General features: G+C 45.3%; 24 protein-coding genes and 1 tRNA gene. 19 read left to right on the top strand and 6 right to left on the bottom strand.

Translation table 11 applies throughout. The annotated features are described in order from the left end of the window. The first annotated feature begins 116 nt into the window (after positions 1–116). The 3 genes from J3U64_RS06220 to J3U64_RS06210 all read left to right on the top strand — a co-directional run bounded on the left by J3U64_RS06220 (position 117) and on the right by J3U64_RS06210 (position 4945). Positions 117–1958: an ABC transporter ATP-binding protein gene (locus tag J3U64_RS06220; RefSeq protein WP_267408636.1), complete on the top strand. Its 1842-nt coding sequence runs from the start codon at positions 117–119 to the stop codon at positions 1956–1958. A gap of 100 nt (positions 1959–2058) precedes the next feature. Beyond that, a complete protein-coding gene (gene dld, locus J3U64_RS06215) occupies positions 2059–3756 on the top strand; it encodes a D-lactate dehydrogenase (RefSeq protein ID WP_100141091.1) in 1698 nt (565 codons plus the stop codon). A gap of 199 nt (positions 3757–3955) precedes the next feature. Further along, positions 3956–4945: an aldo/keto reductase gene (locus tag J3U64_RS06210; protein ID WP_267408635.1), complete on the top strand. Its 990-nt coding sequence runs from the start codon at positions 3956–3958 to the stop codon at positions 4943–4945. A gap of 32 nt (positions 4946–4977) precedes the next feature. Here J3U64_RS06210 and J3U64_RS06205 read toward each other — a convergent pair whose 3' ends face one another. Then, entirely contained in the window at positions 4978–5877 is a 900-nt protein-coding gene (locus J3U64_RS06205; RefSeq protein WP_267408634.1) for a LysR family transcriptional regulator, read from the bottom strand. 340 nt (positions 5878–6217) lie between these two features. Between J3U64_RS06205 and mgtE the strand changes: the two genes are divergently transcribed. Together mgtE and prmC are read left to right on the top strand one after the other, a co-directional pair. Then, positions 6218–7651: a magnesium transporter gene (mgtE, locus tag J3U64_RS06200; protein ID WP_267408633.1), complete on the top strand. Its 1434-nt coding sequence runs from the start codon at positions 6218–6220 to the stop codon at positions 7649–7651. 17 nt (positions 7652–7668) lie between these two features. Further along, positions 7669–8514, top strand: coding sequence for a peptide chain release factor N(5)-glutamine methyltransferase (gene prmC, locus J3U64_RS06195; protein WP_267408632.1), 846 nt, complete (start codon positions 7669–7671; stop codon positions 8512–8514). An 88-nt stretch (positions 8515–8602) separates the two neighbouring features. Here the strand turns inward: prmC and J3U64_RS06190 are convergent, their stop codons facing one another. Together J3U64_RS06190 and J3U64_RS06185 are read right to left on the bottom strand one after the other, a co-directional pair. Then, positions 8603–9253, bottom strand: coding sequence for a site-2 protease family protein (locus J3U64_RS06190; RefSeq protein ID WP_267408631.1), 651 nt, complete (start codon positions 9251–9253; stop codon positions 8603–8605). Between the two features lie 65 nt (positions 9254–9318). After that, positions 9319–9939 (bottom strand): L-threonylcarbamoyladenylate synthase, encoded by a 621-nt coding sequence (locus tag J3U64_RS06185; protein WP_267408630.1) that lies wholly within the window; start codon positions 9937–9939, stop codon positions 9319–9321. A gap of 207 nt (positions 9940–10146) precedes the next feature. Between J3U64_RS06185 and J3U64_RS06180 the strand changes: the two genes are divergently transcribed. The 7 genes from J3U64_RS06180 (at position 10147) to J3U64_RS06150 (ending at position 14962) form a co-directional block, all read left to right on the top strand. Further along, on the top strand, positions 10147–10299 hold the full coding sequence (locus J3U64_RS06180; protein WP_267408629.1) for a hypothetical protein: 153 nt from the start codon (positions 10147–10149) through the stop codon (positions 10297–10299). A 9-nt stretch (positions 10300–10308) separates the two neighbouring features. Beyond that, a complete protein-coding gene (locus J3U64_RS06175; RefSeq protein WP_267408628.1) occupies positions 10309–10530 on the top strand; it encodes a macro domain-containing protein in 222 nt (73 codons plus the stop codon). Positions 10531–10608: 78 nt separating this feature from the next. Continuing rightward, on the top strand, positions 10609–11064 hold the full coding sequence (locus J3U64_RS06170) for a GNAT family N-acetyltransferase (protein WP_267408627.1): 456 nt from the start codon (positions 10609–10611) through the stop codon (positions 11062–11064). A gap of 305 nt (positions 11065–11369) precedes the next feature. Next, positions 11370–12506: an RNA ligase RtcB family protein gene (locus J3U64_RS06165; RefSeq protein ID WP_267390896.1), complete on the top strand. Its 1137-nt coding sequence runs from the start codon at positions 11370–11372 to the stop codon at positions 12504–12506. Beyond that, complete coding sequence (gene prfH, locus J3U64_RS06160) at positions 12506–13114, top strand: peptide chain release factor H (protein WP_267390895.1); 609 nt, start codon at positions 12506–12508, stop codon at positions 13112–13114. The genes J3U64_RS06165 and prfH overlap by 1 nt, the downstream gene beginning before the upstream one ends. 530 nt (positions 13115–13644) lie before the next feature. After that, complete coding sequence (locus J3U64_RS06155; RefSeq protein WP_267390894.1) at positions 13645–14046, top strand: GFA family protein; 402 nt, start codon at positions 13645–13647, stop codon at positions 14044–14046. Positions 14047–14326: 280 nt separating this feature from the next. After that, positions 14327–14962 (top strand): DUF421 domain-containing protein, encoded by a 636-nt coding sequence (locus J3U64_RS06150; RefSeq protein ID WP_100141102.1) that lies wholly within the window; start codon positions 14327–14329, stop codon positions 14960–14962. Between the two features lie 65 nt (positions 14963–15027). On the opposite strand, the gene J3U64_RS06145 is transcribed toward J3U64_RS06150, so the two are convergent. Beyond that, positions 15028–15588: an NAD(P)H-dependent oxidoreductase gene (locus J3U64_RS06145; protein ID WP_267408626.1), complete on the bottom strand. Its 561-nt coding sequence runs from the start codon at positions 15586–15588 to the stop codon at positions 15028–15030. A gap of 108 nt (positions 15589–15696) precedes the next feature. Here J3U64_RS06145 and J3U64_RS06140 point away from each other — a divergent pair, with 108 nt between their 5' ends. Continuing rightward, the gene (locus tag J3U64_RS06140) at positions 15697–16044 is read left to right on the top strand and encodes a winged helix-turn-helix transcriptional regulator (protein ID WP_267390891.1); all 348 of its coding nucleotides are present in this window, start codon (positions 15697–15699) and stop codon (positions 16042–16044) included. 382 nt (positions 16045–16426) lie between these two features. Here J3U64_RS06140 and J3U64_RS06135 read toward each other — a convergent pair. Both J3U64_RS06135 and mutS read right to left on the bottom strand, forming a co-directional pair. Further along, positions 16427–16503: transfer RNA gene (locus J3U64_RS06135), tRNA-Met, on the bottom strand. Positions 16504–16573: 70 nt separating this feature from the next. Next, entirely contained in the window at positions 16574–19198 is a 2625-nt protein-coding gene (mutS, locus tag J3U64_RS06130; protein ID WP_267390890.1) for a DNA mismatch repair protein MutS, read from the bottom strand. 191 nt (positions 19199–19389) lie between these two features. On the opposite strand from mutS, the gene J3U64_RS06125 reads away from it, so the two are divergent. The 6 genes from J3U64_RS06125 (at position 19390) to J3U64_RS06100 (ending at position 25058) form a co-directional block, all read left to right on the top strand. Beyond that, positions 19390–20712, top strand: a complete 1323-nt coding sequence (locus tag J3U64_RS06125) for a murein transglycosylase A (RefSeq protein ID WP_267408625.1) — start codon at positions 19390–19392, stop codon at positions 20710–20712. Between the two features lie 140 nt (positions 20713–20852). After that, the gene (locus tag J3U64_RS06120) at positions 20853–22304 is read left to right on the top strand and encodes a hypothetical protein (RefSeq protein WP_100141107.1); all 1452 of its coding nucleotides are present in this window, start codon (positions 20853–20855) and stop codon (positions 22302–22304) included. Then, on the top strand, positions 22301–23449 hold the full coding sequence (locus J3U64_RS06115; RefSeq protein WP_267408624.1) for a hypothetical protein: 1149 nt from the start codon (positions 22301–22303) through the stop codon (positions 23447–23449). Before J3U64_RS06120 ends, J3U64_RS06115 begins: the two co-directional genes overlap by 4 nt. A 20-nt stretch (positions 23450–23469) precedes the next feature. Beyond that, positions 23470–24006: a GTP-binding protein gene (locus J3U64_RS06110; RefSeq protein ID WP_100141109.1), complete on the top strand. Its 537-nt coding sequence runs from the start codon at positions 23470–23472 to the stop codon at positions 24004–24006. Between the two features lie 5 nt (positions 24007–24011). Continuing rightward, on the top strand, positions 24012–24671 hold the full coding sequence (locus J3U64_RS06105) for a peptidase M23 (RefSeq protein ID WP_100141110.1): 660 nt from the start codon (positions 24012–24014) through the stop codon (positions 24669–24671). A 21-nt stretch (positions 24672–24692) separates the two neighbouring features. Continuing rightward, positions 24693–25058, top strand: a complete 366-nt coding sequence (locus tag J3U64_RS06100) for a roadblock/LC7 domain-containing protein (protein ID WP_100091176.1) — start codon at positions 24693–24695, stop codon at positions 25056–25058. The last annotated feature ends 542 nt before the right edge of the window (positions 25059–25600 follow it).

The raw sequence follows: 25600 nt of genomic DNA, 5'->3' as shown, positions 1-25600 counted from the left end.
CCTCAAAGCTGATTTATATTTCAGATTATGTATAATGATTTCATTCATCATTATTCCTGCTGTCCCCGCAGCGAGTACCGCCGATTTGGCACCATTATGCAGAAAGTTTATGCAGTATGTTACTGAACCGATTCTTCAGCTGGTTTGAAAACCGCATTGATGCATACCCTGAAACCTTGCCGCAGCCGCCAAAAAAAGGTGTACTGCCATTTATCTGGAGCTGTCTAGAAGGCGCGCGACTGTGGCTACTGGTGATGGTTATAATGACCATAGGTACCGGGATACTAGAAGCACTGGTGTTTCGCTTTCTCGGCACCGTTATCGATTGGCTTGGGACGTATGCACCGGCCAGATTGTGGCCGGAAAAAGGCCACGAACTGCTGCTAATGGCAGCGGTCATGGTGTTCAGCATATTCTGGTCTTTCCTATCTTCTAATGTACAGTTTCAGACGCTTCAGGGTGCCTTTCCGATGCGCCTGCGCTGGAATTTTCATCGTCTGATGCTTGGCCAAAGCATGGGTTTTTATCAAGACGAATTTGCCGGACGCGTGTCAGCTAAAGTGATGCAAACGGCCTTGGCGGTGCGCGACACTGTGATGTCAGTAGCCAATATGCTGGTGTATGTACTGGTGTATTTCGTCACCAGCGGCATCATACTGGCCGGTATGGACGGTTGGCTGTTGGTACCCTTTATCATGTGGATTGTGATGTTTGTACTGGTATTGCGCTTTCTGATTCCGCGTTTATCCAAAACGGCACAGCAGCAGGCAGATGCACGCAGCCTGATGACCGGACGCATCACCGATGCCTATACAAACATTGCCACTGTGAAACTGTTTTCTCACAGCGCGCGTGAAGCAGCTTATGCCAAAGCTTCCATGCAGGAGTTTCTGGTTACAGTGAATGCTCAGATGAGGCTGGCAACTTTGCTGGACAGCCTGAGTACCGCCATCAATATTTTATTGGTGGTCAGCTCAGCTGGTCTGGGCATCTGGCTATGGATAAACGGGCAAGTGGGAGTCGGTGCCATTGCCACCGCTACGGCTATGGCCTCACGCATCAATGGGCTGTCACGCTGGGTAATGTGGGAAAGTGCGCGCCTGTTTGAAAACATTGGTACCGTTGAAGACGGCATGAACATCTTATCCCGTCCTCATGCCATAGTCGACAAACCTAAAGCCTTGCCATTAAAAGTAAACCACGGCGCCATTGATTTTGAGCATGTCAGCTTTGCCTACAGTGCTGACAAACCCCTATTAAACGATTTTAATCTGCACATCCGCGCCGGCGAAAAAGTCGGTCTGGTCGGACGTAGTGGTGCAGGTAAAACCACACTTACTAACCTGTTACTGCGGTTTTATGATGTGCAGAGTGGGCGCATTTTAATAGACGGGCAGGATATCCGCGATGTCACACAAGATAGTTTGCGTGCTGCACTAGGGCTCGTTACACAGGATACATCGTTGCTGCACCGTTCCGTGCGGGACAATATTATCTATGGCCGCCCTGATGCTTCTGAATCAGCCATGCAGCAGGCGGCACAGCAGGCCGCTGCAGACGGCTTTATTCCGGCTCTGAGCGATGCCCGAGGACGACATGGCTATGATGCACACGTTGGAGAGCGTGGTGTGAAACTGTCCGGTGGCCAACGCCAGCGCATTGCTATTGCGCGGGTGATTTTAAAAGATGCGCCGATTCTGCTGTTAGATGAAGCCACCAGCGCCCTAGATTCAGAAGTAGAAGCCGCGATTCAGGAAAACCTGACCCGTCTGATGCAGGGCAAAACTGTAGTGGCCATTGCACATCGCCTATCAACCATTGCCGCCATGGATCGACTGATTGTCATGGACAAAGGACAGATAGTTGAGCAAGGCACCCATAGCGAGCTGCTGGCTCGAAACGGCGTTTATGCCATGTTGTGGCAGCGCCAGAGCGGCGGTTTTTTGCCTGAGAACTAAATATAACCAGTGCACCACAACTCTTTTCGTTAACATATAACTGTTCTACAATGGCTGCAATTGATTTTGAATAATTAACGCTATAACAAGGAGAAGTCGTATGGATGTCCATACACAGTCACAACTGATTCAAACATTACAGGGGATAGTTGGTAACGAGCACACCCTTACTGATCCTGCGCACACCTTGCCATACCGGCAGGGTATTCGATTTGGTGTGGGCAATGCGTTGGCCGTCGTGCTTCCGGGCACACTGGTTGAACAGTGGCGTGTGTTAAAAGCCTGTGTCGAAGCTGATGTAATTGTCATCACCCAATCTGCCAATACCGGGCTCACCGGGGGGTCCACACCGGATGGCAACGATTACGACCGGCCAATTGTGATAGTCAGCACCCGTCGGCTGGATGGTATTCAGGTGATTGAAAATGGTGAACAAGTCGTGTGTCTGCCTGGCAGTACCCTCTACCGGCTGGAAAAAGAGCTGAAAAAATACCAGCGCGGCCCGCATTCAGTGATTGGTTCATCCTGTATCGGAGCTTCAGTAATGGGTGGCGTCTGCAATAACTCTGGCGGTTCGCTTATTCAGCGTGGCCCCGCTTATACCCAGATGGCGGTTTTCGCCCAGCTAGATGAAAACAGCCAGCTACATCTGGTTAACCACCTTGGCATAGAGCTGGGAGACGATCCCGAAACCATTCTGACTAATCTGCAAAACCGCCATTACACCGAAAAAGATATCAAACGCGATGCAGGTATGGGGCATGACCACGACTACCGCAACCACGTACGCGAAATAGATGCCGACACACCAGCGCGCTTTAACGCCGATCCTGCGCGCCACTATGAAGCTTCCGGCAGTGCCGGTCGACTGATGGTTTTTGCTGTACGTCTGGATACATTCCCACTGGAAAAAACCTCTGCCGTATTCTACATCGGCAGCAATGATACTCATGAGCTAGACGACATCCGTCGCCATATTCTCGGTACCTTTAAAAATCTGCCGGTATCCGGCGAATACATGCACCGCGAAGCTTTTGATATCGCAGCGGTATACGGCAAAGACATATTTGTAGCCATCCAGAAATTCGGTACCGATGCGATGCCGCGTCTGTTTGCGTTCAAGAATTTCGTCGACCGCACCATGGCCAAAATTCCGTTTTTTCCCAAGAATTTCTCTGACCATTTTGCCGTATTCATCTGCAAATTCCTGCCCCAGCACTTACCGCAGTCCATCCGCGATTATCGTGACCGTTATGAGCATCACCTAATATTGAAAATGGCAGATGAAGGCATTGCCGAAGCTGAAGCATTTTTAAAAACCTTTTTTGAGCAGAAAAGCGGCAGCTATTTCCGCTGTAACGAAAAAGAAGCCGAAGCAGCCATGCTACACCGCTTTGCCGCAGCCGGTGCCGCCACTACCTACCGCAATGTGCACAGCGATACCGTAGAAAACATTGTTGCACTGGATGTAGCTTTGCGCCGCAATGATACAGAATGGTTTGAAACCTTACCTGACAGCATCAATCAGCACTTTATCCATAAAATGTATTACGGCCACTTCTTCTGCCATGTATTCCATCAGGATTACATCGCCAAAAAGGGAACTGACTGCAATAAAGTTGAAGACGAAATGCTGGTACTGCTAGATCAGCGTGGTGCACAATATCCGGCGGAACACAATGTCGGACACCTGTATCATGCCAAGCCGGAATTAAAAAAATTCTATCGTCAGCTCGATCCAACCAACAGCTTCAATCCCGGTATCGGCAAAACCTCGAAAAAGAAATACTGGGCGTAAACTTTTCCCCTCTCAGCCACCGGCCGGCATTATCTGACGGTGGTTTTTTTTCGGCCGCGAAAATGGTTGCCATATCCTGCACATATTTATGAATATTATTCATAAGCCTATAAACATCACAATACTTAATCCGCACATACACACAGAGTAAGCTGCGTCAAACAACATCTTTGGTTTAACAGACATAAAGGAAAGAAACATGCAGCAACGTTATCTCGGTAAAAACAGGCTAGCCGTATCTGCTCTGGGGCTAGGGTGTATGGGATTAAGCCATGGCTACGGACCAGCTACCGACATTCCTCAAGCCATCGAGCTGATTCGGGCAGCCGTGGCACAAGGTGTCACTTTCTTCGATACCGCCGAAGTTTACGGACCGTATCTCAACGAAGAGTTAGTGGGGCAAGCATTAAAACCTTATCGTCAGCAAGTGGTGATTGCCACCAAATTCGGTTTCACATATGGAGACGACAACAAACAGCAAATACTAAACAGTCATCCTGAAACCATCCGCAAGACCGTAGAAGGTTCCTTGAGGCGTCTACAGACAGATGTTATCGATCTGCTGTATCAGCATCGCGTTGATCCAGACGTACCGATTGAAGAAGTGGCCGGAACAGTCAAAGATTTGATTGCAGAAGGTAAAGTAAAACATTTCGGCATGTCTGAGGCCGGTGCCGCCACCATTCGCCGTGCTCATGCCGTACAACCGCTTACCGCCTTGCAAAGCGAGTACTCCATGTGGTGGCGGGAGCCGGAAAAAGAAATCATCCCCCTTCTCGAAGAGCTAGGCATAGGTCTGGTGCCATTCAGTCCACTTGGTAAAGGTTTCCTGACCGGTACCATCAATGCTTCCACCGCATTCAGTGCAGATGATTTCCGCCGGCGCGTACCCCGTTTTGCTCCAGAAGCACTGGCCGCTAATGAAAAACTTGCCACTCTGGTACAGAAACTAGCACAGGCTCATCAGGCCACCGCTGCCCAGATTGCACTGGCCTGGCTGCTGGCACAAAAACCATGGATTGTTCCGATACCGGGCACCACCAAACAAGACCGTTTGAAAGAAAATCTGGGTGCTGCTGATATTCAGTTGTCTGCAACAGACATAGCTGATATCAATCAGGCGCTTAATCAAATTGCCGTAGTTGGTGACCGGTATCTTCCCGAGCAACAAGCTCGAGTAGGACGCTGATCCACCAACCAAATAAGGAGCATTGCCGCTCCTTATTTTGTCAGCCGTAAAGCATCAATCATCAGCGCAAAGGCCCGTGGATGCCTCTGCCGGCTCGGATAATACAAGTAATAGCCAGGAAAAACTGGGCAATAGTCTTTCAGTACCTGAATTAGCTCACCATTGGCCACCATCTGCGATACCATATCATCCGGCACATAAGCCACCCCAAATCCGGATAAGGTTGCATCAATGCGTTCCGGTAGCTGATTAAAAGTAAGCTGTCCGTTTACCTTAACCCGCATCGGCCGGCCATCCTGAATAAATTCCCACTGGTATAACTTATTGGCGCTAGGTAAACGCACATTGATACACTGATGGTGCTGCAAATCAGCCGGTGTAGCGGGCATTCCATGTTTCTCAAAATATTCAGCCGTCGCCACCACAGCAAAGCGTATATCTTCACTCAGCCTCACCGCCACCATATCTTTATCAACACTCTCCCCTAAACGCACTCCAGCATCAAAACCATTCTGCACAATATCCACAAACTGATTATCAATAAACAGTTCTACATTAATCTGTGGATACTGCTTCAAAAACGGCTTCAGCTTCGGCCACAGCACACTGTGAGCAGCATGTTCACTGACAGACAGTCGGATACAGCCACTAGGCCTATCATTCTGTTCAACCAGACTTTGCAAAGTCTGCTCCAACTCATCTAAGCGCGGTTGCAGACTGGCTATAATCTGTGCACCCAAAGCAGTAGGTGCCACACTGCGCGTTGTTCGCGTTAAAAGACGAATTTGCAATTTTTGTTCCAGAACTTTAATGGCATGGCTAAGCGCAGACTGCGAAATACCCAGCTTACTTGCCGCGCGGGTAAAACTTCTTTCTTCGGCAATGGTTAATAAATATTGAAATTCATTGAAATGTTCTTTAAGTATTTCCATTTCTCACCCTGCATAGCGCACATTTTATTTTTTAAATATTGATAAACAGAAACCACAAACAGCGCACACGCGCATCTACAGCATTAGTAAATCATCCAGCGGCGATAAAAACCGTTCAAAAATAAAAAGCCTTTGCCGCCTAAAGAAGCTTTGAACCGGCTAAGTTCTGAAACAGCAAGCGCATACACTTAAAATCCGTGTACAATACCCGCAGCCACAGCCTGCCGCAGCAGGCTGTTAATTTATCATATCAGGCCAGCACTGTTGTGACAGGATAAACTACCTGTATGCAGACGTAGTCATCTGCTCTACGGTGCACACCAATTAGGACGACTCAACAATGGAAAGCCAAAGCAACATCAGCGAGCTGGAGCGCCTGCATCTGGATACCGACCACATCTGTGCGCTTGTAGCGACCCTGTTACCGGTTGCTGAGCATATTCATTCTCCCACCCAGTCCTATTTACAGACTCCGGAACAAAAACAGGCTCTGAACGAGCTAATAGACGCCCTGCATGAGCTTCATCCGGCGGACATGGCTACCTTACTCGAATCTCTGCCATTACAAGAACGTATGCTGGTATGGCGGTTGGCTACCCCGACAGAAGACGGCGAAGTATTGCTCGAAGTATCGGATCCAGTACGCGAAACTCTGATTGAAAACATGGCGCAGCAGGAGCTGTTGGCCGCAGTTGGCAATCTGGATGCCGACGAGCTGGCCGAACTGGCACCCGATTTACCCAAAGAAGTTGTTTACGAAGCCTTAAGTAGTCGCGATGAAGAAGAGCGGGCACAAATTACCTCAGCCATGTCGTTCGAAGACAATCAGGTCGGCGCCCTCATGGATTTTGAGCTGGTCAGCATCCGCGCAGATGTGACCTGTGAAGTGGTACTACGCTATCTTCGGCGCTTTGAACGCCTGCCCGACCATACCGACAAAATCTTCGTAGTCGATAACTATGATGTCCTACAAGGCGTCCTGCCCATACGTAGTCTGCTGGTTGCTGACCCTGATTTACTCGTATCCAGCGTCATGGCCGATGATGTGGTAACTTTTCGTCCAGAAGATGATGCCGAAGAAGCCGCTGCCGCGTTTGAACGTTACGATTTGGTTACCGCACCTGTGGTAGACAACAACCTTAAACTTATCGGCCGCATCACCGTAGATGAAATGGTAGACGTTATTCGCGAAGAATCCGAAAACGACATGCTGAACATGGCCGGTTTGCGCGAAGAAGAAGACCTGTTTGCCCCCGTTATCGACTCCGTCAGAAACCGCTGGATATGGCTAGCTGTTAACCTATGTACCGCTTTCATCGCCAGCCGTGTGATTGGCATGTTTGAAAATTCAATTGAAAAAATCGTTGCACTGGCTACCCTCATGCCGATAGTAGCCGGCATAGGCGGCAATTCCGGCAATCAGACCATCACCATGATTGTGCGTGCCATGACTTCCGGCCAGATAAGCAACAGTCAGGCGTGGCGGCTGCTGCGTAAAGAAGAGGGCGTCGCACTGGTAAACGGCCTGATATGGGGTTCAGTAATGGGGCTCGTGTCCTATTTTCTCTATCACAGCGTTGGTATAGGACTGGTGATGGTAGCAGCAATGACGCTGAATTTGTTACTGGCAGCCACCGTTGGAGTACTAATTCCCGTGTGTATGCAGAAATCCGGCCGCGATCCTGCGCTTGGTAGCAGCGTGCTGATTACCGCAGTTACCGATTCCGGCGGGTTTTTTATCTTCTTGGGGCTGGCCACCTTATTCCTGTTGTAAATCGGCTGTAACAGAATATGACCAAAACCAATATCCCAGTTACCCTAGAAAGTTGGTTAAACAACTCCGGTCTGCCGCGGTTGGAAGCACGCATGCTGCTCCAGCACGTACTGACAATAAGCCATAGCCACATAATAGCCCATGGCACACAGCTCCTTAGCAACAGCGAGTTGGCAAGTTTGAATCAACTGTGTCGGCGAAGGCTAGCAGGCGAACCTCTGGCCTATCTACTCGGTTGGCGCGAATTCTATGGCCGGCGTTTTCAGGTTTCAGAAGCAGTGCTGATTCCTCGTCCAGAAACAGAACATCTTGTCGATGCAGTACTGGCGCATTTGCCGGCACAGGGCACCCTTTGGGATTTAGGTACCGGCAGTGGTGCCATCGCCGTAACTATAGCCTGCGAACGACCTGATGCACAAATATGGGCGGCAGACATCAGTGAGGAAGCACTGGCAGTCGCACAAGCCAATGCCAGCGCGCTGCAAGCGCAAGTGCGGTTCGGGCAGGGTTCATGGTATCAGGCACAGCCGCAGCCAGCGCCCCACAGCGTGGATGTCATTGTCTCCAATCCTCCCTATATCGACGCCCAAGACCCGCATTTGCAGCAGGGTGATTTACGTTTTGAACCGCAGCAAGCACTTACAGATAATCACAATGGTCTGAGTGCTTTCGAAACCATTATTGCCGGCGCTCCAGATTTTCTGCGGGCGGATGGATGGTTGCTATTCGAGCACGGATATGATCAAGGGGAGGCAGTGCGAAATATATTATTGCAGTATAAATTCAGAAAAATCCAGACGCTTGCCGATTTGGCCGGTCTGGACAGAGTGACATTGGGACAGATAAAGAGCGATGCGCCATAATCAACTATTCACATATAAAACCATTAGGCCATAGAAAAGATTCTATGGCCTAATAGCTAGTATGATTACCAGTATATAAACAATTTGCTTAGAACAGACTAACAATAAACAGCATTAGTGAAGTAACAAAGTTAATAAATGGCTGCAAAATAAACATCAGCAAACCACTGATAATCAAAAATAAAATTATCCACGTTCCATATGGAGCCAGCTTTCGATACTGCATCGAAGCGCGGGGTGAGAGAAAACTATCAATAAACTGAGCACCCGGTTGAGGGGGAATCGGTAGCAGGCTGAAAAAGCAAAATACCGCATTAAACCGAATACCCATTAACCCCATTAGCGCCATCGGTTTTTGGAAATATTCAGGTACCCACTGACTAATAATCATCACAACTGCCCAGCATAGGCACATCAGAAGATTAGCAAGCGGGCTGGCAATGGCTACCAAACGTTCACCTTTACGTCTGTTTCTAAAATTGCGTGGATCAATCGGCACTGGCTTAGCCCAGCCAACCATCAAATAGCCCTGTAAAACAATCATCGTGAATATTGGAATAATAATGGTGCCAATAATATCAATGTATTTAGCCGGATTCAGGCTTAGCCTACCCATTGTTTCTGCTGTACGGTCACCACAAAAACGTGCCATATATCCACATGCTGCTTCAGAGAGCGTAATGGCCAGTAAAATAGGCAGAATTGCCAGAACAAAATAAGCCCAATCAAAGTTTTGCAAGGTAAAATCCTTCAGATGCTAAAATAAACAACCACTGTGGGTAAAACATAGTACCAGCTTGTCCATTACAAACCAAATACAGCAACATTCCCCTTACCGGCTCGTACCAGATCAATTCCATCGGTCATATCAATTACCGTAGTCGGCTCTGTACCACACCAACCGCCATCAATCACCAGATCAACCTCATGTTCCAGCTGGTCACGAATCTCATAAGGGTCAGTTAAGGGTTCATTTTCATGGGGCAGCATCAGTGTGCACGACAGCATCGGCTCCCCCAGATTCTGCAATAGCGCCAAAGCAATCCGGTTGTCCGGTACCCGCAACCCAATAGTTTTACGTTTCGGATGCAGCGTGCGCGCCGGTACCTCTTTAGTGGCTTGCAAAATAAAAGTATAACTACCCGGAGTAGAAGATTTCAGCAGCCGGAACTGACTGTTATCCACTTTGGCGTAAATACTAAGCTGACTCAGATCATGACACATCAACGTCAGATGGTGTTTCTGGTCAATACCACGGATACGCAGAATCCGTTCCATTGCCTCCTTATTACCTAGCTGACAGCCCAACGCATAACAGGAATCAGTTGGATAAACAACCACACCACCATGGCGTACAATATCCGCTGCCTGTGCAATCAAACGTTCCTGCGGATTGTCAGGATGAATAGCAAAAAACTGAGCCATACTCGTCTTCCTTATTTCACATTTATTACAATAAAGAGCTATTCTAAACATAAGCCTGTCAAACTGACAGGTAAAATATGCCAATTGCTGATAAAGAAACATGACTGACCGTAAAGCGGTACAGCCAGCATAAAATTGCGCTGCAAAATTTACAGCATTTAAAGGGGAAACTCATCATGCAGCTTGAAATTATTCTGGGAAATTTACTTGAACAACCGGTCGAGGTCATCGTCAACACATGGAATCGCAATATTATTCCGTGGTGGTTACTGTTGCCGCAGTGGGGTATCCGATGCCATCAAGAAAAAAGCCGGCTATGCCCCTTTTCGCGAACTTGGCCGAACAGGTGCACTTAAATAAGGTTCCGCAGTGGTAACCAGTGCCGGTAAATTGCCTTATCAAGCCATTATCCACGTAGCCGGTATCAACATGTTCTGGCGTGCCAGCGCCTATTCAATTCGTACTTCAGTTATTTCTGCCATGCACATAGTCAATACCCGCAATTATACTTCAGTCGCCTTTCCTCTGATTGGCGCCGGCTCAGGTGGCTTTAGTCCAGAGCAGGCACTGCAATTTATGCAGGAAACATGATTACCAATTGAAACTAACGCACGGGTAATTATTGTAAAATATGTGTCCCCTAAATCACATTAGTAGAAAAATTATCTAATGTTAAATCAAATTACAATCATCCGAGCAACATCAGAACAGCTTGATGATGCCATCATGCTTTTTGCCAGCTATCGACAGTTCTATGGCTTGACGGACAAACAGACAGCAAGCAGAAATTTTATTCAAGAAAGACTGGAAAAGCAGGATTCCGCCATCTTTATTGCCTATGATCAACAACAAGCTTGCGGGTTTGTACAGCTATATTTCTCCTTTTCTTCATTATCCGTATCGCCCACAATCATACTCAATGACCTATATGTCCCTGAAAACCACAGACAAAAAGGGATTGCCACACAACTGATGCAATACGTCACACAATTTGCACGTGATAATGGCTACAGTGGTATTTCATTGTGTACCGCCAACGACAACCACAAGGCAAGAGCCCTTTATGAACAGGCTGGCTATCAGATTGATGAACAATTTGTTTATTATTTTTTAAACTTAAACTAAGGCCAACAAGCGTGCCGAAACAGCCACAACGCACCAGCCGACCAGAAAAAAACAACTGAATATTTGACGGCCAGTAGAAGCTGATTTAAAGTACCGCACACATCAAATTATCCATATTGCAACGGAAAGGAATCATTATGTTTGTACTACCTATCCCTTGCAGGTCAACCCAGGGCTAATCACCTCCTGATCCTTGGCTTCGGCCTGCCAATTTCTTTACAGCACGTTATTCCTGTTCATTTCTAATAAACAAGGATGACAACGCCTGCTTATTATTTAAATAAAATAAATTGGAATGGATCAGAATGGGCAATTCTATTCAGCAGCCGTCTGCCGGCATCACCCTCATTGTCACCCCCGAACTGTGGTTAGAGGGCGAAGCCGTCCGGCAACTACACACAACAGCAGCACTGCCTGACATCAGCTATGCAGCCGCTATGCCGGATATTCATCCCGGCCGCGGCTATCCCGTTGGCGCTGCTTTTTTTACTACACAACTTATTTATCCAGCACTGATTGGCGGCGATATTGGCTGCGGCATGTCATTATGGCAAACATCACTTAAAACCCATGCCATGAATCAGGCCAAACTAATCAAACAACTGGGCAATCTAGACCAGCCACTGAGTGCATCAGAATGTATCAGCCTCTGGCCAGATATACAGCCGCTACAACAGCATAACTTTGCATCCGGCACCATAGGCGGAGGCAATCATTTTGCCGAATTACAAATGTTGGATACCATTTATGTAGCGGAAATCGCCAAACAAATCGGTTTAAATAAGCAGCACCTGCAACTAATGGTACACAGTGGTTCCCGCGGACTCGGTGGTGCGATTCTGGACAAACACATCCGTCAGTATGGTCATCAGGGCTTAATCGCAGATAGTGAAGCCGGTAAATCCTATCTTACACAGCACAATCAGGCACTGGCCTATGCACGGCAAAATCGGGAACTGATTGCCCGCCGCATACTGACAAATCTGCGTGCACGAGGGCAAAAACTAGCAGACATCAGCCACAACTTTATCGAAGCGGCCTGCATCCATGGCGAAAGCGGCTGGCTGCACCGTAAAGGTGCAGCACCTGCTACCCAAGGGCTAGTCGTGATACCGGGTTCGCGCGGCGATTACAGCTATCTGGTTCAACCATTGGATACCCCAATCGCCCTTTACTCCCTCGCACATGGTGCAGGACGCAAATGGCAGCGTTCAGCCTGCAAAGGCAGACTATCCCGACGTTATACCGCCGAACAGCTAAGCCGTACTGTCCATGGCAGCCGTGTGATTTGTGCTGACCGTGAACTTATCTATGAAGAAGCACCGCAGGCCTATAAATCAATCGACAGCGTCATTACTGCCATGGTGCAGGCTGAATTAATCCGGCCAATAGCTCGTTTCAAGCCAGTTATCACCTATAAAGTAAAAACGGAGAAAAAATAATGCTGCTTTTACAATTATCAGCGGCTTACGGACCGGCTGAATGCTGTCTGGCCGTAGCAAAAGCACTGGCACGCCTGCAACACGAAGCCATAGAGATTCAGGTTGAAATAGACATATTGGAGCAAGAACAGTCAAAGCATGGACTTCACTCAGTACTGCTTGCTCTTAATGGTGAGCTAGAAAGATCCTTAGCTAAACAGTGGGTGGGAACCATTCAATGGATTTGTCCCAGCCCCTACCGCCCAAAACACAAACGTAAAAACTGGTTTATCGGAGCCGCGTGTTACGAGACAATTACTCAGCATCAATCTGATGAAATTATCTTTGACACCATGCGTGCCTCCGGTGCGGGAGGTCAGCATATTAACAAAACAGAATCGGCTGTCCGAGCCACCCACCTAGCCAGCGGTATCAGCGTAAAAATCCAGACTGCACGTAGCCAACATACCAATAAAAAACTGGCTGTTCTACTGCTACAACACAAACTGGCGCAACAGAAACAACAGTTATACGCCAAACACAAAGCAGAGCGTCATCACCACCATCATCAAATAGCGCGCGGAAATCCCACACGAATATTTATCGGACAGGATTTCAAACCTTTATAATGTTTTAGACCAGTGCATCCATCGTCTATAAAGCTGATTACTTTATTTTCATAGTACACAACTGAGCTTACAGCACATAAGCTCAGTTGAATTAATTAAACCAAAGAAAGAGATAATCAAAAAAGTGTTTTTCTGTGGGGTAGGAGAGTCAGACAACAAAAAATAGTTGTGTAACATTTCTCCATATACCTGAAAAAAGTAATTAAAGCAAAACGAATAGCATGATTCATTTCACATTCTGATTTATTCACTCTATCGAATAAAATGTTTAGCACAATCAAAGATTCTTGCCTCAATTCATTCGATTTAATCCACAATGTTACGGTGATAAATACGCATCAGTACAAAAACCAGTCAGCTTAGCAGTGATAATAATATTGAGCACAGAAATCACCGACTACAGATTCAGATAAACCCTCTCACACAAAAATCTAGTCAATAAAGAAATGTTTAGCGTCAATCTGATAATATTGTGCCAGTGTCAATGCGCCAAAAGATAGCAATTTACAGGAAAAGTACTGGAGAAATATATGCTGACAGGAAGCTGTTTATGTACTGCAATCCAATACCAGATTGCCATGAGTGACCAAATTGAAAAAATGGTCTTCTGCCACTGTCAACGCTGCCGCAAATGGAGTGGTTCCGCATTTAATTCAGCGGTTCAAATAAACAGCGATGCTTTCACAATCCTATCAGGTCGGGATAAGCTAAAAAAATTTTCAGTTAATGGCGTAAACCGTTTTTTCTGTTCTGAATGTGGATCAAACCTCTATACTTCACGAGACAGTATGCCAAATATTTATCGTTTGCGTGCTGGCACACTAAATACAGCAATTTACCCCCAGCAAAAAATACATATTTACACTCAATCCAAAGCAAACTGGGATTCTATCTGTGATGGTGGCTTACAATTTGACGAAAATATAATATAACGAAGAAATAAAAATATATTCAAATCACAGAGACAGCTCAGCACAAAAAAGACATAAAAATACTTGTGTTTAAACCAACACAGAAAAATTCTGTATTCAAAAAAAGAACATTTAAGGAAATTAATGTAAATAAGCCATAAAAAACAGGTGTTAACCATAGTCTGCCGCAAATATAACAGCTACAGTAAACACATCATGGTATCGATAAAACCATGATTGCAAAAACCAAAAATGCAAATCATGTTGGACTAAAGCCACCGCACAGACAAAGGAAGCCACCTTGAATCCCATCTACATCAACATCATCTTCAAAATGCTGGTCGCTTTCTGCATCCTGCTGGTGTACATCAATTTATCCGGCAAAGGTGCACTTGCCCCGATTTCAGCTATTGATCAAGTAGGTAACGTCGTATTGGGTGCAATAATCGGCGGCCCCCTATACAATCCCTCCATCAGCATCACCTTACTCATGAGCGCCTCCATTTTCTGGGCTGGCCTGTTATTACTGGTTCGTTATGCCACATTTAAACGCAGTATCGCCAAGGATTTTGTCGACGGCACATCAATCCGACTGATGAAAAACGGCATCTTACTATCACAGAATTTCCGTCAGGCCAAACTATCCATCCGAGATTTCATTATGCTGCTTCATCAGCGTGGTTATACCAGTCTGGAAATGCTCAGTGATGTCTGGTTTGAATACAATGGCCAAATGACCGTAGTAAAAAAAGGTGACCCAGCAATGGCAGTTGTTGTGATTGAAAACGGCGTTATCAATTATCCCAGTCTTGAATCTTTGGGTCATAATGAAGAATGGCTAGAAAAAGAACTAGACCGTCTAGGACAGAAACTAGATGAAGTTTTCCTAGCCGAAGTACATGAGCATAAACTGTGGGTTTATCCAGATATCAAATAAACAAATTAAAATCTTATTTAAAATTCATACACACACATTCCTAGAAGATTAGTTCTTCATCAGAGCTACTTCAGCATTTCACATGTTTTCATCCAGTGTATATAGTCTCTGGCACTATTATCAATTTCTTCCTGAGTTATGCCATAACCAGCTTCAGGTTCATTATTAGCGCCATATACAGCAAATACAGATTGATAATTAGCCTGCACATAATTCATAGTTAATTCGAATGGCTTTAAAATATCTTCCAATGAAACATGAAAGCGACCTTCAGGAGCATAATCACTTTTTCTGATACCGGCAGAAACCGCCAAGCCAACTTTTTTATTCTTCAACTTAAGCCCGTTGCGCCCAAAAGCCCAACCATATGTTAAAACCTCATCTAACCATAATTTTAACAACGGTGGGCAATTAAACCAGTAAAGAGGAAACTGTAAAATCAGATTTCGGTGATTTTCAATCAAAATTTGTTCTGAAACAGCATTTATCACATTACTCAAGTAAGATGCATATAAATCATGTATCGTTACCTGATCAGCATAAACAGATAGTTCATTAATGCAGCATTGATTTACTTTAGAAGAAGCTAAATCAGGATGAGCGACAACCACCAGCGTTTCTTTCATAACAGACAATCCAAAGCTTAATAATTAACGAAATATAATAATTCACCCAAAAACTGATTCAAAGTACGGTAAATAAAGATAGATACTAACCAAAAGGGAAGTGAAAAGATGTCAGAACACCATTGCAGTGAAGAAGAGCTCGAAAATAGTGGTTTTAACTACACTCTTTCTATTATCAGGGGAAAATACAAAATACTCATTCTTTACTGGCTTAATGAAAACCAGCCAGTGATGCGTTTTAACGAACTTAAACGCCGCATCAACAGCATATCTTATAAAACCTTAAGCAACACATTAAAAGAAATGGAGCAAGACAAACTGATATTCCGAAAAGAATATCCACAAATACCGCCTAAAGTAGAATATGGATTATTAGAACGGGGAAAATCTCTGGTTCCCGTTTTAGATTTAATGTGTCAGTGGGGTAACCAGCATAAAAATGATATTTTAATATAATTATTTTTATAAATAATCTGCTTAGCAATTAAATATATGTATAAATTAATAAATTACAAGATTTACAGCCAGAGGTAATAACCATTAAGAATATATATTTTAAGAAATTTAGAATTAAATAAATTGCAGATACTTCTTGATAAACAAATACAAATAACTAGAAATCAAGAAAGTTAATCCAGAATGGAGCAAACATAAACTCAAACTTACTAGTTTAGCGCTTAGATAATGTTCACCAACAGAAAAAACCTGAATAAGAGCAAAGAGCTGTCTAGGTGAGAATGAAAAGTGCTGGCATAACCGAATAAAAGATCTTACGCATAGCTCGTATCGATTAAACACCAAAATAAAATGCCCTGTTAAAAACAGGGCATTTAAAATCTGGTTGCGGGGGCAGGATTCGAACCTACGACCTTCGGGTTATGAGCCCGACGAGCTACCATGCTGCTCCACCCCGCGTCTGGTAAGAAAGTCATTATACGCATTAACAAAACAAAGTCAACAACTAAACCTATTTTTCATACATATTTTATGATGTCGTCTGATTTGATAGATGATTTTTCCAGCAATGTACAAGGTCATAAATAGCGGTAAGAGCCGCTTTTGGGGTCAACTCATCCGGATTAAGCGCATTAAGCAGCACTGATAAATCGGCTGGCATCACAACAGCCGTATTATCCTTACCGGTGTATCTCTGGGTTACTTCATCTGACTCTTGTTCAGTTGTCTGCGTCTGAAACATATCTAATTGCGCCTGGTCACGAGACGCATGCTGTTCCAGTGTCTGCAAGTGCCGGTAAGCCGCATTCAGCGCACGTGCCGGTAGTCCCGCCAATTTGGCTACCGCAATACCATAGCTTTTACTGGCCGGCCCTGGTTCAATATGGTGTAAAAACACAATATCTTGTCCCTGTTCCAGTGCTGACAGATGCATGTTAAAAGCATGCGCATACTGTTCCGGTAGACGGGTCAATTCAAAATAATGCGTGGCAAAAAGTGTATAGCTACGATTTTTTTGCAGTAGATGTTCAGCAATTGCCTGTGCCAGCGCCAAACCATCAAAAGTAGATGTACCACGTCCTACTTCATCCATCAGCACCAAAGAACGCTCAGTTGCATGATGCAAAATATAAGCCGTTTCCGACATTTCTACCATAAAAGTAGAACGATTACCGGCCAGATCATCCGAAGCACCAATACGGGTAAAAATCTGGTCAAATTCACCCAGAGTGCAGCTATCTGCCGGTACTGGGGCTCCAATATGCGCCAGCAGGACAATCAAAGCCACTTGCCGCATATACGTAGATTTACCACCCATATTTGGTCCAGTAAGCAACATCAGACGCCGCTTATCATCCAGCTGGGTATCATTAGCGGTAAACTGACTGACCTGAGCAGCCACTACCGGATGACGTCCCTGACTAATCTGTAAACAAGGATAATTTACGAATTCAGGGAAGCAGTAATGTTCTTCATCCGCATATTTTGCCAACGTAGCCAGCACATCCAGACTGGCTGCAGCACGGGCACAGCGTTGCAATACGGGTAGTTCTGCCTGCAATTGCAGCAACAAAGCATCATATAGCTGTTTTTCCCGTGCCAGTGCATTCTGTTGCGCACTCAATACCTTTTCTTCAAAAGCCTTCAACTCCGGCGTCACATAACGTTCTGCATTTTTTAAAGTCTGGCGACGCTGATAATCCGCAGGTGCCTGTTCTGACTGTAGCTTGCTCAGCTCAATATAAAAACCATGCACACGGTTAAATTCCACTTTCAAACTGGATAATCCCGTACGTTCACGTTCACGGCTTTCCAATTGCTGCAAAAATTCATCGCCATGATTCTGTAAACGGCGCAACTCATCTAGCTCAGCATCAAAACCATCATTTATCACACCGCCATCACGTAACCATACAGCTGGTTCGGCCATAATGGCTTTGCTTAGCTGGCGCGCAATCGGTGCAGCAGGCGGAAACTGTTCCAGCAGCGTCTGTACCAGCGAGCTCTGGTCAGACTCCTGCAAACTAAATGCCGACAATATTGCCAGACTATCACGCAAAGCTGATAAATCACGTGGCCGTGCACTGCCAATAGCAATACGAGCTGCAATTCGCTCAATGTCCGCCACCTGATTCAGCATGGTCACTATTTGCTCACGCTGAGAAGAGAGTGCTGCCACGGCCTGTTGACGAGCCACAATCTGTCCGCGTCTGCGCAATGGCTGATGCAACCATTGTGCGAGCAGTCTGCTGCCCATATGTGTCGCGCATGTATCCAATACCGAAAACAAAGTAGGCGCTTTATGTCCATTCAACGTCTGAGTTATTTCCAGATTGCGCCGCGTAGCCGCATCCATACCAATATAAGTGGTTTCCTGCTCCAGCGTCAGACTGTCCAGATGCTTTGGCAGCTGCATCTGGGTCTGCTGAACATAATTTAATAATGCTCCTGCCGCACCAATAGCGGCATCATGGTCACCGATCTGTAGACCAAAAGCGCGTAAATCCTGACTGCCGAAATAACGTTGAATCAGGCGTGCTCCAGTATCAGCAGCAAATTGCCACGCGTGTAAACGAGTCAGTTTTCGGTTTTGTTCATCCAGATTGAGCTTTTCCAGTGTCTGGTCAGATATCAAGATTTCCGCTGCCTGCAGACGTGCCAGCTCATTTGGCAAAGCTTCTGGTGCAATTATTTTGCAGCGGAATTCCCCGCTTTGCAGGGACAGCCAGGCCACACCAAGCTGTTTTTTTAATAAAGAAACCGCCACCATACGATTGGTTTCCTTATCCTCCAGCAAAGCTGAATCAGTCAGCGTCCCTGGCGTTACAATGCGCACAACTTTCCGTTCCACCGGTCCTTTACCCGAGCCCACCTCACCCGTCTGCTCACAAATCGCCACACTTTTACCCAGCTTTACCAGTCTGGCCAAATATTGTTCCACCGCATGATAAGGCACCCCAGCCATCTTCACCGGTTCGCCGTTGATCTGCCCGCGGGTAGTTAGCGTAATATCCAGTAAACGAGCTGCTTGCACTGCATCATCAAGAAACAGCTCATAGAAATCGCCCATCCGGTAAAACAACAGCTTGTCCTGATGGTCGGCCTTAATGGCCAAATATTGCGTCATCATCGGTGTCAGGGAAGGTTTACTCATGGCGTAGGCAAGATATTTGATTTGGCTAAAAAAGCTATTGTAACAGAGTGTTCAGCCTGAATTGATGCTCTAGCACATATTCACAACAGCTACCACCTTTTGCCTACCCTTGTTCAAAAGGGCTAAGGACTGTCATAATAATAAAAATACGGTAAGAATCTGTACCATTCATTACACAAGAACATGTCCAAATGAAACCATCAATAAAATTTAGCTCAATACGTCATTGGCTATTGTGGTTTAGCGTTTTATGTCTTGCTGCCTGTGGCATCACACACAAACCGACAGATAAAATTTTGTCCGGTATCAGTGGTTCAGCTATTGCACCCGGCAAGCCATTGCCACCCAGTTACGTCTTCACACCGGGGAAAGCTGGTGTCAGCTATCGCGTCGTTAATTATCACGATTTGCCCCAATGGTCAGACCAATCATTTGTAGACAGCCTAGAAGCATTCAAAACCAGCTGCGGCAAACTGCAAATGCAGCCTGCATGGCAGCCGGTATGTCAGCAAGCTGCCCGAACAGGCAGACACAATCATCAAGCTAAAGCTTTTTTTGAAAGCTACTTCACGCCATGGCAGGTCAGTCAGAATGGACAACTCGCCGGCACAGTTACTGGTTATTACGAACCCATGCTACAGGGCGATACTAAACAAACAGCTCAGGCACGGTTTCCAATTTACGGCATCCCCAACGACTTTATTGTCGTACCGCTTACAAGCGGCCAGCGTCAGGGGATAGTGCGCATTCGCCTCACCGGACCCAACAGCGGAGTCATCACACCGACCGGTAATTACACTGCCAATCTGGCTGCTTTTCCCCTCAATGAGAAAACACGGGCATTAAAAGGTCGAATCAGCGGCAGCCAGCTGGTACCTTATTACACTCGGGCACAGATTAATGCCGGAGCCCTCAATGGCAAAGCCCCCATTCTGGGTTACGCTAATGATCCAGTAGAATTATTCTTTCTACATGTACAGGGTTCCGGACAATTAAAAACACCAGATGGACAAATGCTGCGTCTCAGCTATGCCGACAAAAATGACTACCCATATGTTTCCATTGGTAAATATATGGCTGGGAAGGGATATTTGCCACTTGCGCAAACTTCAATGCAAGGTATCAAAGCATGGTTACAGCGGCATCCACAGCAACTAGCCGAAGTGCTGGGTCAGAATCCGAGCTACGTTTTTTTCCGGGCCACAGCAGAGCCGGCTAGCGGACCTACCGGTGCATTAGGTGTTCCACTGACGAAGGGCTATTCCGCTGCCGTAGACAGTCATTTTGTCAACCTAGGCGCTCCATTGTTTGTCGCTACCACTCATCCAGCCAATGGTTTCGGCTTAAACCGGCTCTTGATGGCACAGGATACCGGTAGTGCCATCAACGGTGCTGTGAGAGTGGATTATTTCTGGGGTTATGGCGATGAAGCCGGCGCATTAGCTGGTAAAATGAAATACCCTGGTTATGTATGGCAACTGTTACCTAACGGAATGCTGCCCCAGGTCAAATAAAAATCTGGCGAACAAATGCAAGCTAAGGTAAAATAGTTACAGTATTGACAATTGTATGTGAAGCGTTACCGTAAATGAAAAACATGCATTTAACCATGCGCTCATGCTTCTGGCAGATAATCGTAAAAGGGATGTAAATTATGGAATTATATTTACCAATTACCCTTTTAGTCATATTGCTGGTTGCATTGCTTATTCTGAAAAAGCGTCAGAAAGCGGGCGACCATGCTAAAAGTAAAGATACTGCTCGTAAAAAGCAGTCTGCTTCCAAAAGTAAGAAAAAAACTGGAAGTAAAACTGTAGATGCTCAGACGGCACCCGCAGCACAAGAAACAGCAGAAGCACTTGATGGCGACGATTGGGACTGGCAGCCAACTAGGCCTGATAAAGCCACAGTATCTGTTGCCACTGTGGATCACCTGACTGAATATAAAGTTTACAAACAGTTTGGCTATTTCCAGAAAGCAGCAGACTCACTCTCTGCCTATCTGGAACAAAATGCCGACCAGTTAAGCCCGGCAATGGCCAATACATTGGTCAACGAGCTGGCTGGACTGTGTCTGGAAGCCAAAAATACCGACAAACTTGCCGAAGTCATTGATCTGTATCGCAAGTGTTTAAATCGGACTGAGCTAGAAAATCTGATTCGTCAGGGGCTTGCCCTGGATGAAAACCATCTGGGTTTGCGTGTTCTGGCCGAAGACTTGCTGCAGTGGGATGTCAAGGAAACTGAAAAAGAAGTCGGAATCAATCAGGATAAAAAACCTGAAGATATACAGCCGGCGGTTGAATCAGCCAATAATGGGTCAAACACCGACGAACAGCCGCATGAATTGTTAGTCGAAGGCAATGTTGGTAATTTTAAAATTAGAGGGGATGAGCGTGACGTACTGCTAAGCTTCTCTAAACCGGAAAACAGCTACGGACTGTTGAAAGAGCAGTTGCCCTACGATGCTGCTATCCGCTGTCTGAATAAAGCCATCAAAACATCCAAAAAACCGGCGGGTTTGATTATTGATGCTCTGGTGCTGGATTACCGACACAATAATATTAATGTATTCGCTCAGCATTTATGGCGTTTATATTATACGCTTGGTCAATATGGTAATGTCGTAAAAGAGCGTATGCTTGGATGGGGCTATAGCCTTGGACAACATCCGATGTTTGAGCAGTTAGAAACCAGACCTAGTGAAACCGTACTGCGTGATATTGGGGTAACGCAGGGTTATCTACCCATGAATAGCAGTGCACTGAAGGCCAAGCGTTTATCACTGGTTGATAAGGCTTCTTCAGATAATGATGTGGCTGAAACACCGGCCGAACGCGTATTGCGTGATGTGGAATCATTGCTTACATTCGGTCAATTTGATGAAGCCATGGATTTACTGGAAAAATCAGTTCTGCTTTATCCACAGGAGTCCCAGCTCTACATTACTTTATTTGACTTATACGAACGTGCAGAAGAATGGACACGTCTGGAAAAAATGTTACAGGTTATCCGTGCTGAAATTCAGACCCCGCCTGAGGAAGTTGTACTGGCTATGAGTCAATTATTGAAACGTATTAACCACGGTGGTGTGCAAAATCAATGATGAACAATTCAATACCTAAAGTAAAAACTGCCTATGTTTTGCTCGTCAATGTGGATGATCGCCAGACAGCCATGTTGCGCATGGCATTCAAAATGTACAATAGCGTTAACTATCAGCTGATACAGCCTGAAGATAACCTCAAACCTGAGTTGGTTCTGGTAGATGGTGACACAGCCGATGGTGAAGAAGTATGGCAACAGACCAAAAAGAAATATCCTGAAGCTGTAGTCGTATTTTTCGGACGTAATGCGCCGTCATTTACTGCTCCTTATCTGATGAAACCCATCAGATTCGATACCCTGTTTCAACATCTGCGTAATTTACAGCAGGGCAATGGTGTTTGGCTGGCTGATAAAGCTGCTGCACACAAGGAAACGGCCAGCGAGGAAACCGTAACTGCCGAGAGACTAGAGCAGCAAAACGCGTCTGAACATACTCAGCAAGCCGTATCAGTAGTACGTTTTCACACAAAAGGAACATTGCTGGGCATGGTGCAAAAGCTGGCACAGCAATCAGAAGATACTGCAATTCTGTTTGAAAACAAACCTGTGTTGATTGTATTTCCAAGTGTTGAAAAAGTATTACTGGCTGTTGATAATGATGCTTTACAACAATTGTGTATGCAGACTGATGCAGAATGGCAGACTAAAACTGTCCCAGCTTCCGCACCTACCGCACAGTTGCATGACAAAGCAAAACTTACCTTACAGTCCTGTATATGGCAGCTATCAATTTGGACAGCTCGCGGCCGCCTAATCGATCCGATTACACCAGATACAATCATCAAGCTGAAAGCTTGGCCGAATATGACTCGTCTGGCGTTTTTACCTGAAGCTATGCGTCTATCCGCTTTTCTGGTACGTACGCCCGTAGCACTCAACACTTTATACAAGTTGTTGCCCGTATCTCTGGAAGATGTCCTGAACTACATAGCTGCTACTTATTCAATTGGTTCCCTGATTATTGAGCAGCCGCTGACTCATTCTGCTGCGCAACAGGAAAAAGAAATGGTTCTGACCCGGAAAGCACCACAGAAGGTTTCCAAACCAGATGGTGGTGCACCAACGTCAGAGTATAATGAAAGCGATGACGACAAGCCGAAAGGTTTACTGGCACGTTTGATGGGTCGCTTGCGTGGCAATTAATACCTAAGCAGGGAGTAATCATGGTTGAAAATAAAATTATCTTTACCGGCCCGGTTGGGGTGGGAAAAACAACTGCTATCGCTGCATTATCGGATGATCCTCCGGTACAGACAGATGCCAGTGCGTCGGACATGACTCAGGACAGAAAAGGCTATACTACTGTCGCCATGGACTATGGTGTTATTCGATTGGACGATAATACCAAAGTTCATCTATATGGTACCCCAGGTCAGGAACGCTTCGATTTTATGTGGAGTATTCTGAGTAAGGGCAGTATGGGTTTAATTCTGTTACTGGATAATACTCGCCAGAATCCATTGAAAGATTTGAAATTCTTCCTGACTTCTTTTCACGATTTGCTGGAAGATGCACCAGTTGTTGTGGGTGTGACCAAAATGGATTTAAATCCACAGCCAGGTGTGGATGTTTATCAGCAGTATCTGGCACAACACAATCTAAATGTACCTGTGTTTGAAGTTGATGCACGCAATGAAGATGACGTGAAACAACTGGTTACTGCTATGCTGTATTCCATTGATCCGGGATTGGAAGGATAGTCAGTATGGATTCTACATTACAGTTACATCATGATTTATATCCAAAAGTGATGCCGGCTGGTGCATTTTATGCAGTGTCTAGCCCTAGTCACAGTGCAAGCCGTATGTTACTGGCTAACATTCTGCAGGCAGACATAAACGCCAAATTAACTGAAGAGCGTTTAAAGCAATGGGCTGAGACAGATGATGTTCATACTGCATTGAATTTATTATATCGCTTGCAACGTCTGGAATTTTTATATGGTGAAGCCAAACCAAGCTCACAGCTGGTGAAGGTAACATCAGATGGATTCGAAGATATTCTGGGTCAATTGTCAGACAGCCATAAGGCATTGCTGGTTGATCAGGATGGTTTTTATTTTGCTAATGTCGGTTTTAATCATGAGACTGCCGAAGAAGTGGCCAATCTGGCCAGCGAGGCAACACGGCTGACTGAAAAACACAGCCTGCTGATTAAAAATAACCTCAATATATACAACAACGCTATCGGGATATGTGATCCTGCCGGTCAGAGTGAATTAACATTCTTCCCTTTATATATAGGGAATACCAAAAATATTTTGGTCACTGCCGGATTGCCATTACTCAACAGTGAGGCTTTCGTCACTATGGTACGTGGCCTGTATGTATTGGCTGGTGAAGACATTCATGTGGTAAATGAATAACATCAATAGAAAGACATCAAGATGCAAGAACAATTACTGGTTTCGGTATTAAGCGATTTAAACAGCTCCTCGGCTGACATTACCGCATCTGCTGTAATTTCCTCCGATGGTCTGCCGGTAGCAACCTTGTTACCAAATGGTGTTGATCCGGATCGCGTTGGTGCAATGGCGGCAGCTTTGCTTGCTCTGGGTAACCGCACATCACGTGAATTACAGTGTGATGAACTGGAGCAAGTTATGGTAAAGGGTAAACATGGTTATATTCTGCTGATTCAAGCAGGTGATACCAATGTACTGGCTGTGACAGCTAATGAAGGTGCCAAATTAGGTTTGATTTTGTTGGATGCCCGTCGTGCTGCCCGCAGCATTGTGGATATTTTACGATAACAGAAAATTCAGCATACAGCCCTGTTTATAAAGCTTAAACAGGGCGGTAGCCTATTATAGCCATACTTTAAATAAGTTCATGTCTGAAGTAACCCATTTATAACTTCATATTCTCTTCTGGCATAATCAATTTGCTAGATATCTTTAACCATAAGTAGATTCATGTTTCACATCTCAAAGCAGAATCTACTTATGGATTTATTATTTCACTTTAGCGTTTATCACTGAATCCAGATGGATATATTGTTTATGAATTCATAATAGTGATTCAAAGTTGTCTCAGATTGCATTTAGACTAAAAAAATGATTTCTTTTCAGCAATATTGAAAACATACCACGTAATATTACTTCTGTAATTGTTTATAGACTAAGCCTGAGTTGACAACAATTTATTTGATATCACTGGCAACTTGTTTTGAAATCTTCTTATCCTAAAAACATGCAAGCCTATCTTGAATTCATTGATAAAGATTCAGTTCACAGTCTAATCAAAATTGCAGAGTAATGCATTTCCCAGCCGAAATTGCTAAAATATCCGTATT

Source organism: Snodgrassella sp. B3800, from assembly GCF_026535865.1.
GTDB classification, from domain to species: domain Bacteria; phylum Pseudomonadota; class Gammaproteobacteria; order Burkholderiales; family Neisseriaceae; genus Snodgrassella; species Snodgrassella alvi_E.
This window is presented reverse-complemented; position numbering and strand designations above follow the sequence as displayed.

Excerpts from the sequence above, each read along its gene's own strand:
- J3U64_RS06220 (WP_267408636.1), top strand. The coding sequence starts at position 117 with ATGTTACTGAACCGATTCTTCAGCTGGTTTGAAAACCGCATTGATGCA.
- dld (WP_100141091.1), top strand. The coding sequence starts at position 2,059 with ATGGATGTCCATACACAGTCACAACTGATTCAAACATTACAGGGGATA.
- J3U64_RS06210 (WP_267408635.1), top strand. The coding sequence starts at position 3,956 with ATGCAGCAACGTTATCTCGGTAAAAACAGGCTAGCCGTATCTGCTCTG.
- J3U64_RS06205 (WP_267408634.1), bottom strand. The coding sequence starts at position 5,877 with ATGGAAATACTTAAAGAACATTTCAATGAATTTCAATATTTATTAACC.
- mgtE (WP_267408633.1), top strand. The coding sequence starts at position 6,218 with ATGGAAAGCCAAAGCAACATCAGCGAGCTGGAGCGCCTGCATCTGGAT.
- prmC (WP_267408632.1), top strand. The coding sequence starts at position 7,669 with ATGACCAAAACCAATATCCCAGTTACCCTAGAAAGTTGGTTAAACAAC.
- J3U64_RS06185 (WP_267408630.1), bottom strand. The coding sequence starts at position 9,939 with ATGGCTCAGTTTTTTGCTATTCATCCTGACAATCCGCAGGAACGTTTG.
- J3U64_RS06170 (WP_267408627.1), top strand. The coding sequence starts at position 10,609 with ATGTTAAATCAAATTACAATCATCCGAGCAACATCAGAACAGCTTGAT.
- J3U64_RS06165 (WP_267390896.1), top strand. The coding sequence starts at position 11,370 with ATGGGCAATTCTATTCAGCAGCCGTCTGCCGGCATCACCCTCATTGTC.
- prfH (WP_267390895.1), top strand. The coding sequence starts at position 12,506 with ATGCTGCTTTTACAATTATCAGCGGCTTACGGACCGGCTGAATGCTGT.
- J3U64_RS06155 (WP_267390894.1), top strand. The coding sequence starts at position 13,645 with ATGCTGACAGGAAGCTGTTTATGTACTGCAATCCAATACCAGATTGCC.
- J3U64_RS06145 (WP_267408626.1), bottom strand. The coding sequence starts at position 15,588 with ATGAAAGAAACGCTGGTGGTTGTCGCTCATCCTGATTTAGCTTCTTCT.
- J3U64_RS06140 (WP_267390891.1), top strand. The coding sequence starts at position 15,697 with ATGTCAGAACACCATTGCAGTGAAGAAGAGCTCGAAAATAGTGGTTTT.
- mutS (WP_267390890.1), bottom strand. The coding sequence starts at position 19,198 with ATGAGTAAACCTTCCCTGACACCGATGATGACGCAATATTTGGCCATT.
- J3U64_RS06125 (WP_267408625.1), top strand. The coding sequence starts at position 19,390 with ATGAAACCATCAATAAAATTTAGCTCAATACGTCATTGGCTATTGTGG.
- J3U64_RS06120 (WP_100141107.1), top strand. The coding sequence starts at position 20,853 with ATGGAATTATATTTACCAATTACCCTTTTAGTCATATTGCTGGTTGCA.
- J3U64_RS06115 (WP_267408624.1), top strand. The coding sequence starts at position 22,301 with ATGATGAACAATTCAATACCTAAAGTAAAAACTGCCTATGTTTTGCTC.
- J3U64_RS06110 (WP_100141109.1), top strand. The coding sequence starts at position 23,470 with ATGGTTGAAAATAAAATTATCTTTACCGGCCCGGTTGGGGTGGGAAAA.
- J3U64_RS06105 (WP_100141110.1), top strand. The coding sequence starts at position 24,012 with ATGGATTCTACATTACAGTTACATCATGATTTATATCCAAAAGTGATG.
- J3U64_RS06100 (WP_100091176.1), top strand. The coding sequence starts at position 24,693 with ATGCAAGAACAATTACTGGTTTCGGTATTAAGCGATTTAAACAGCTCC.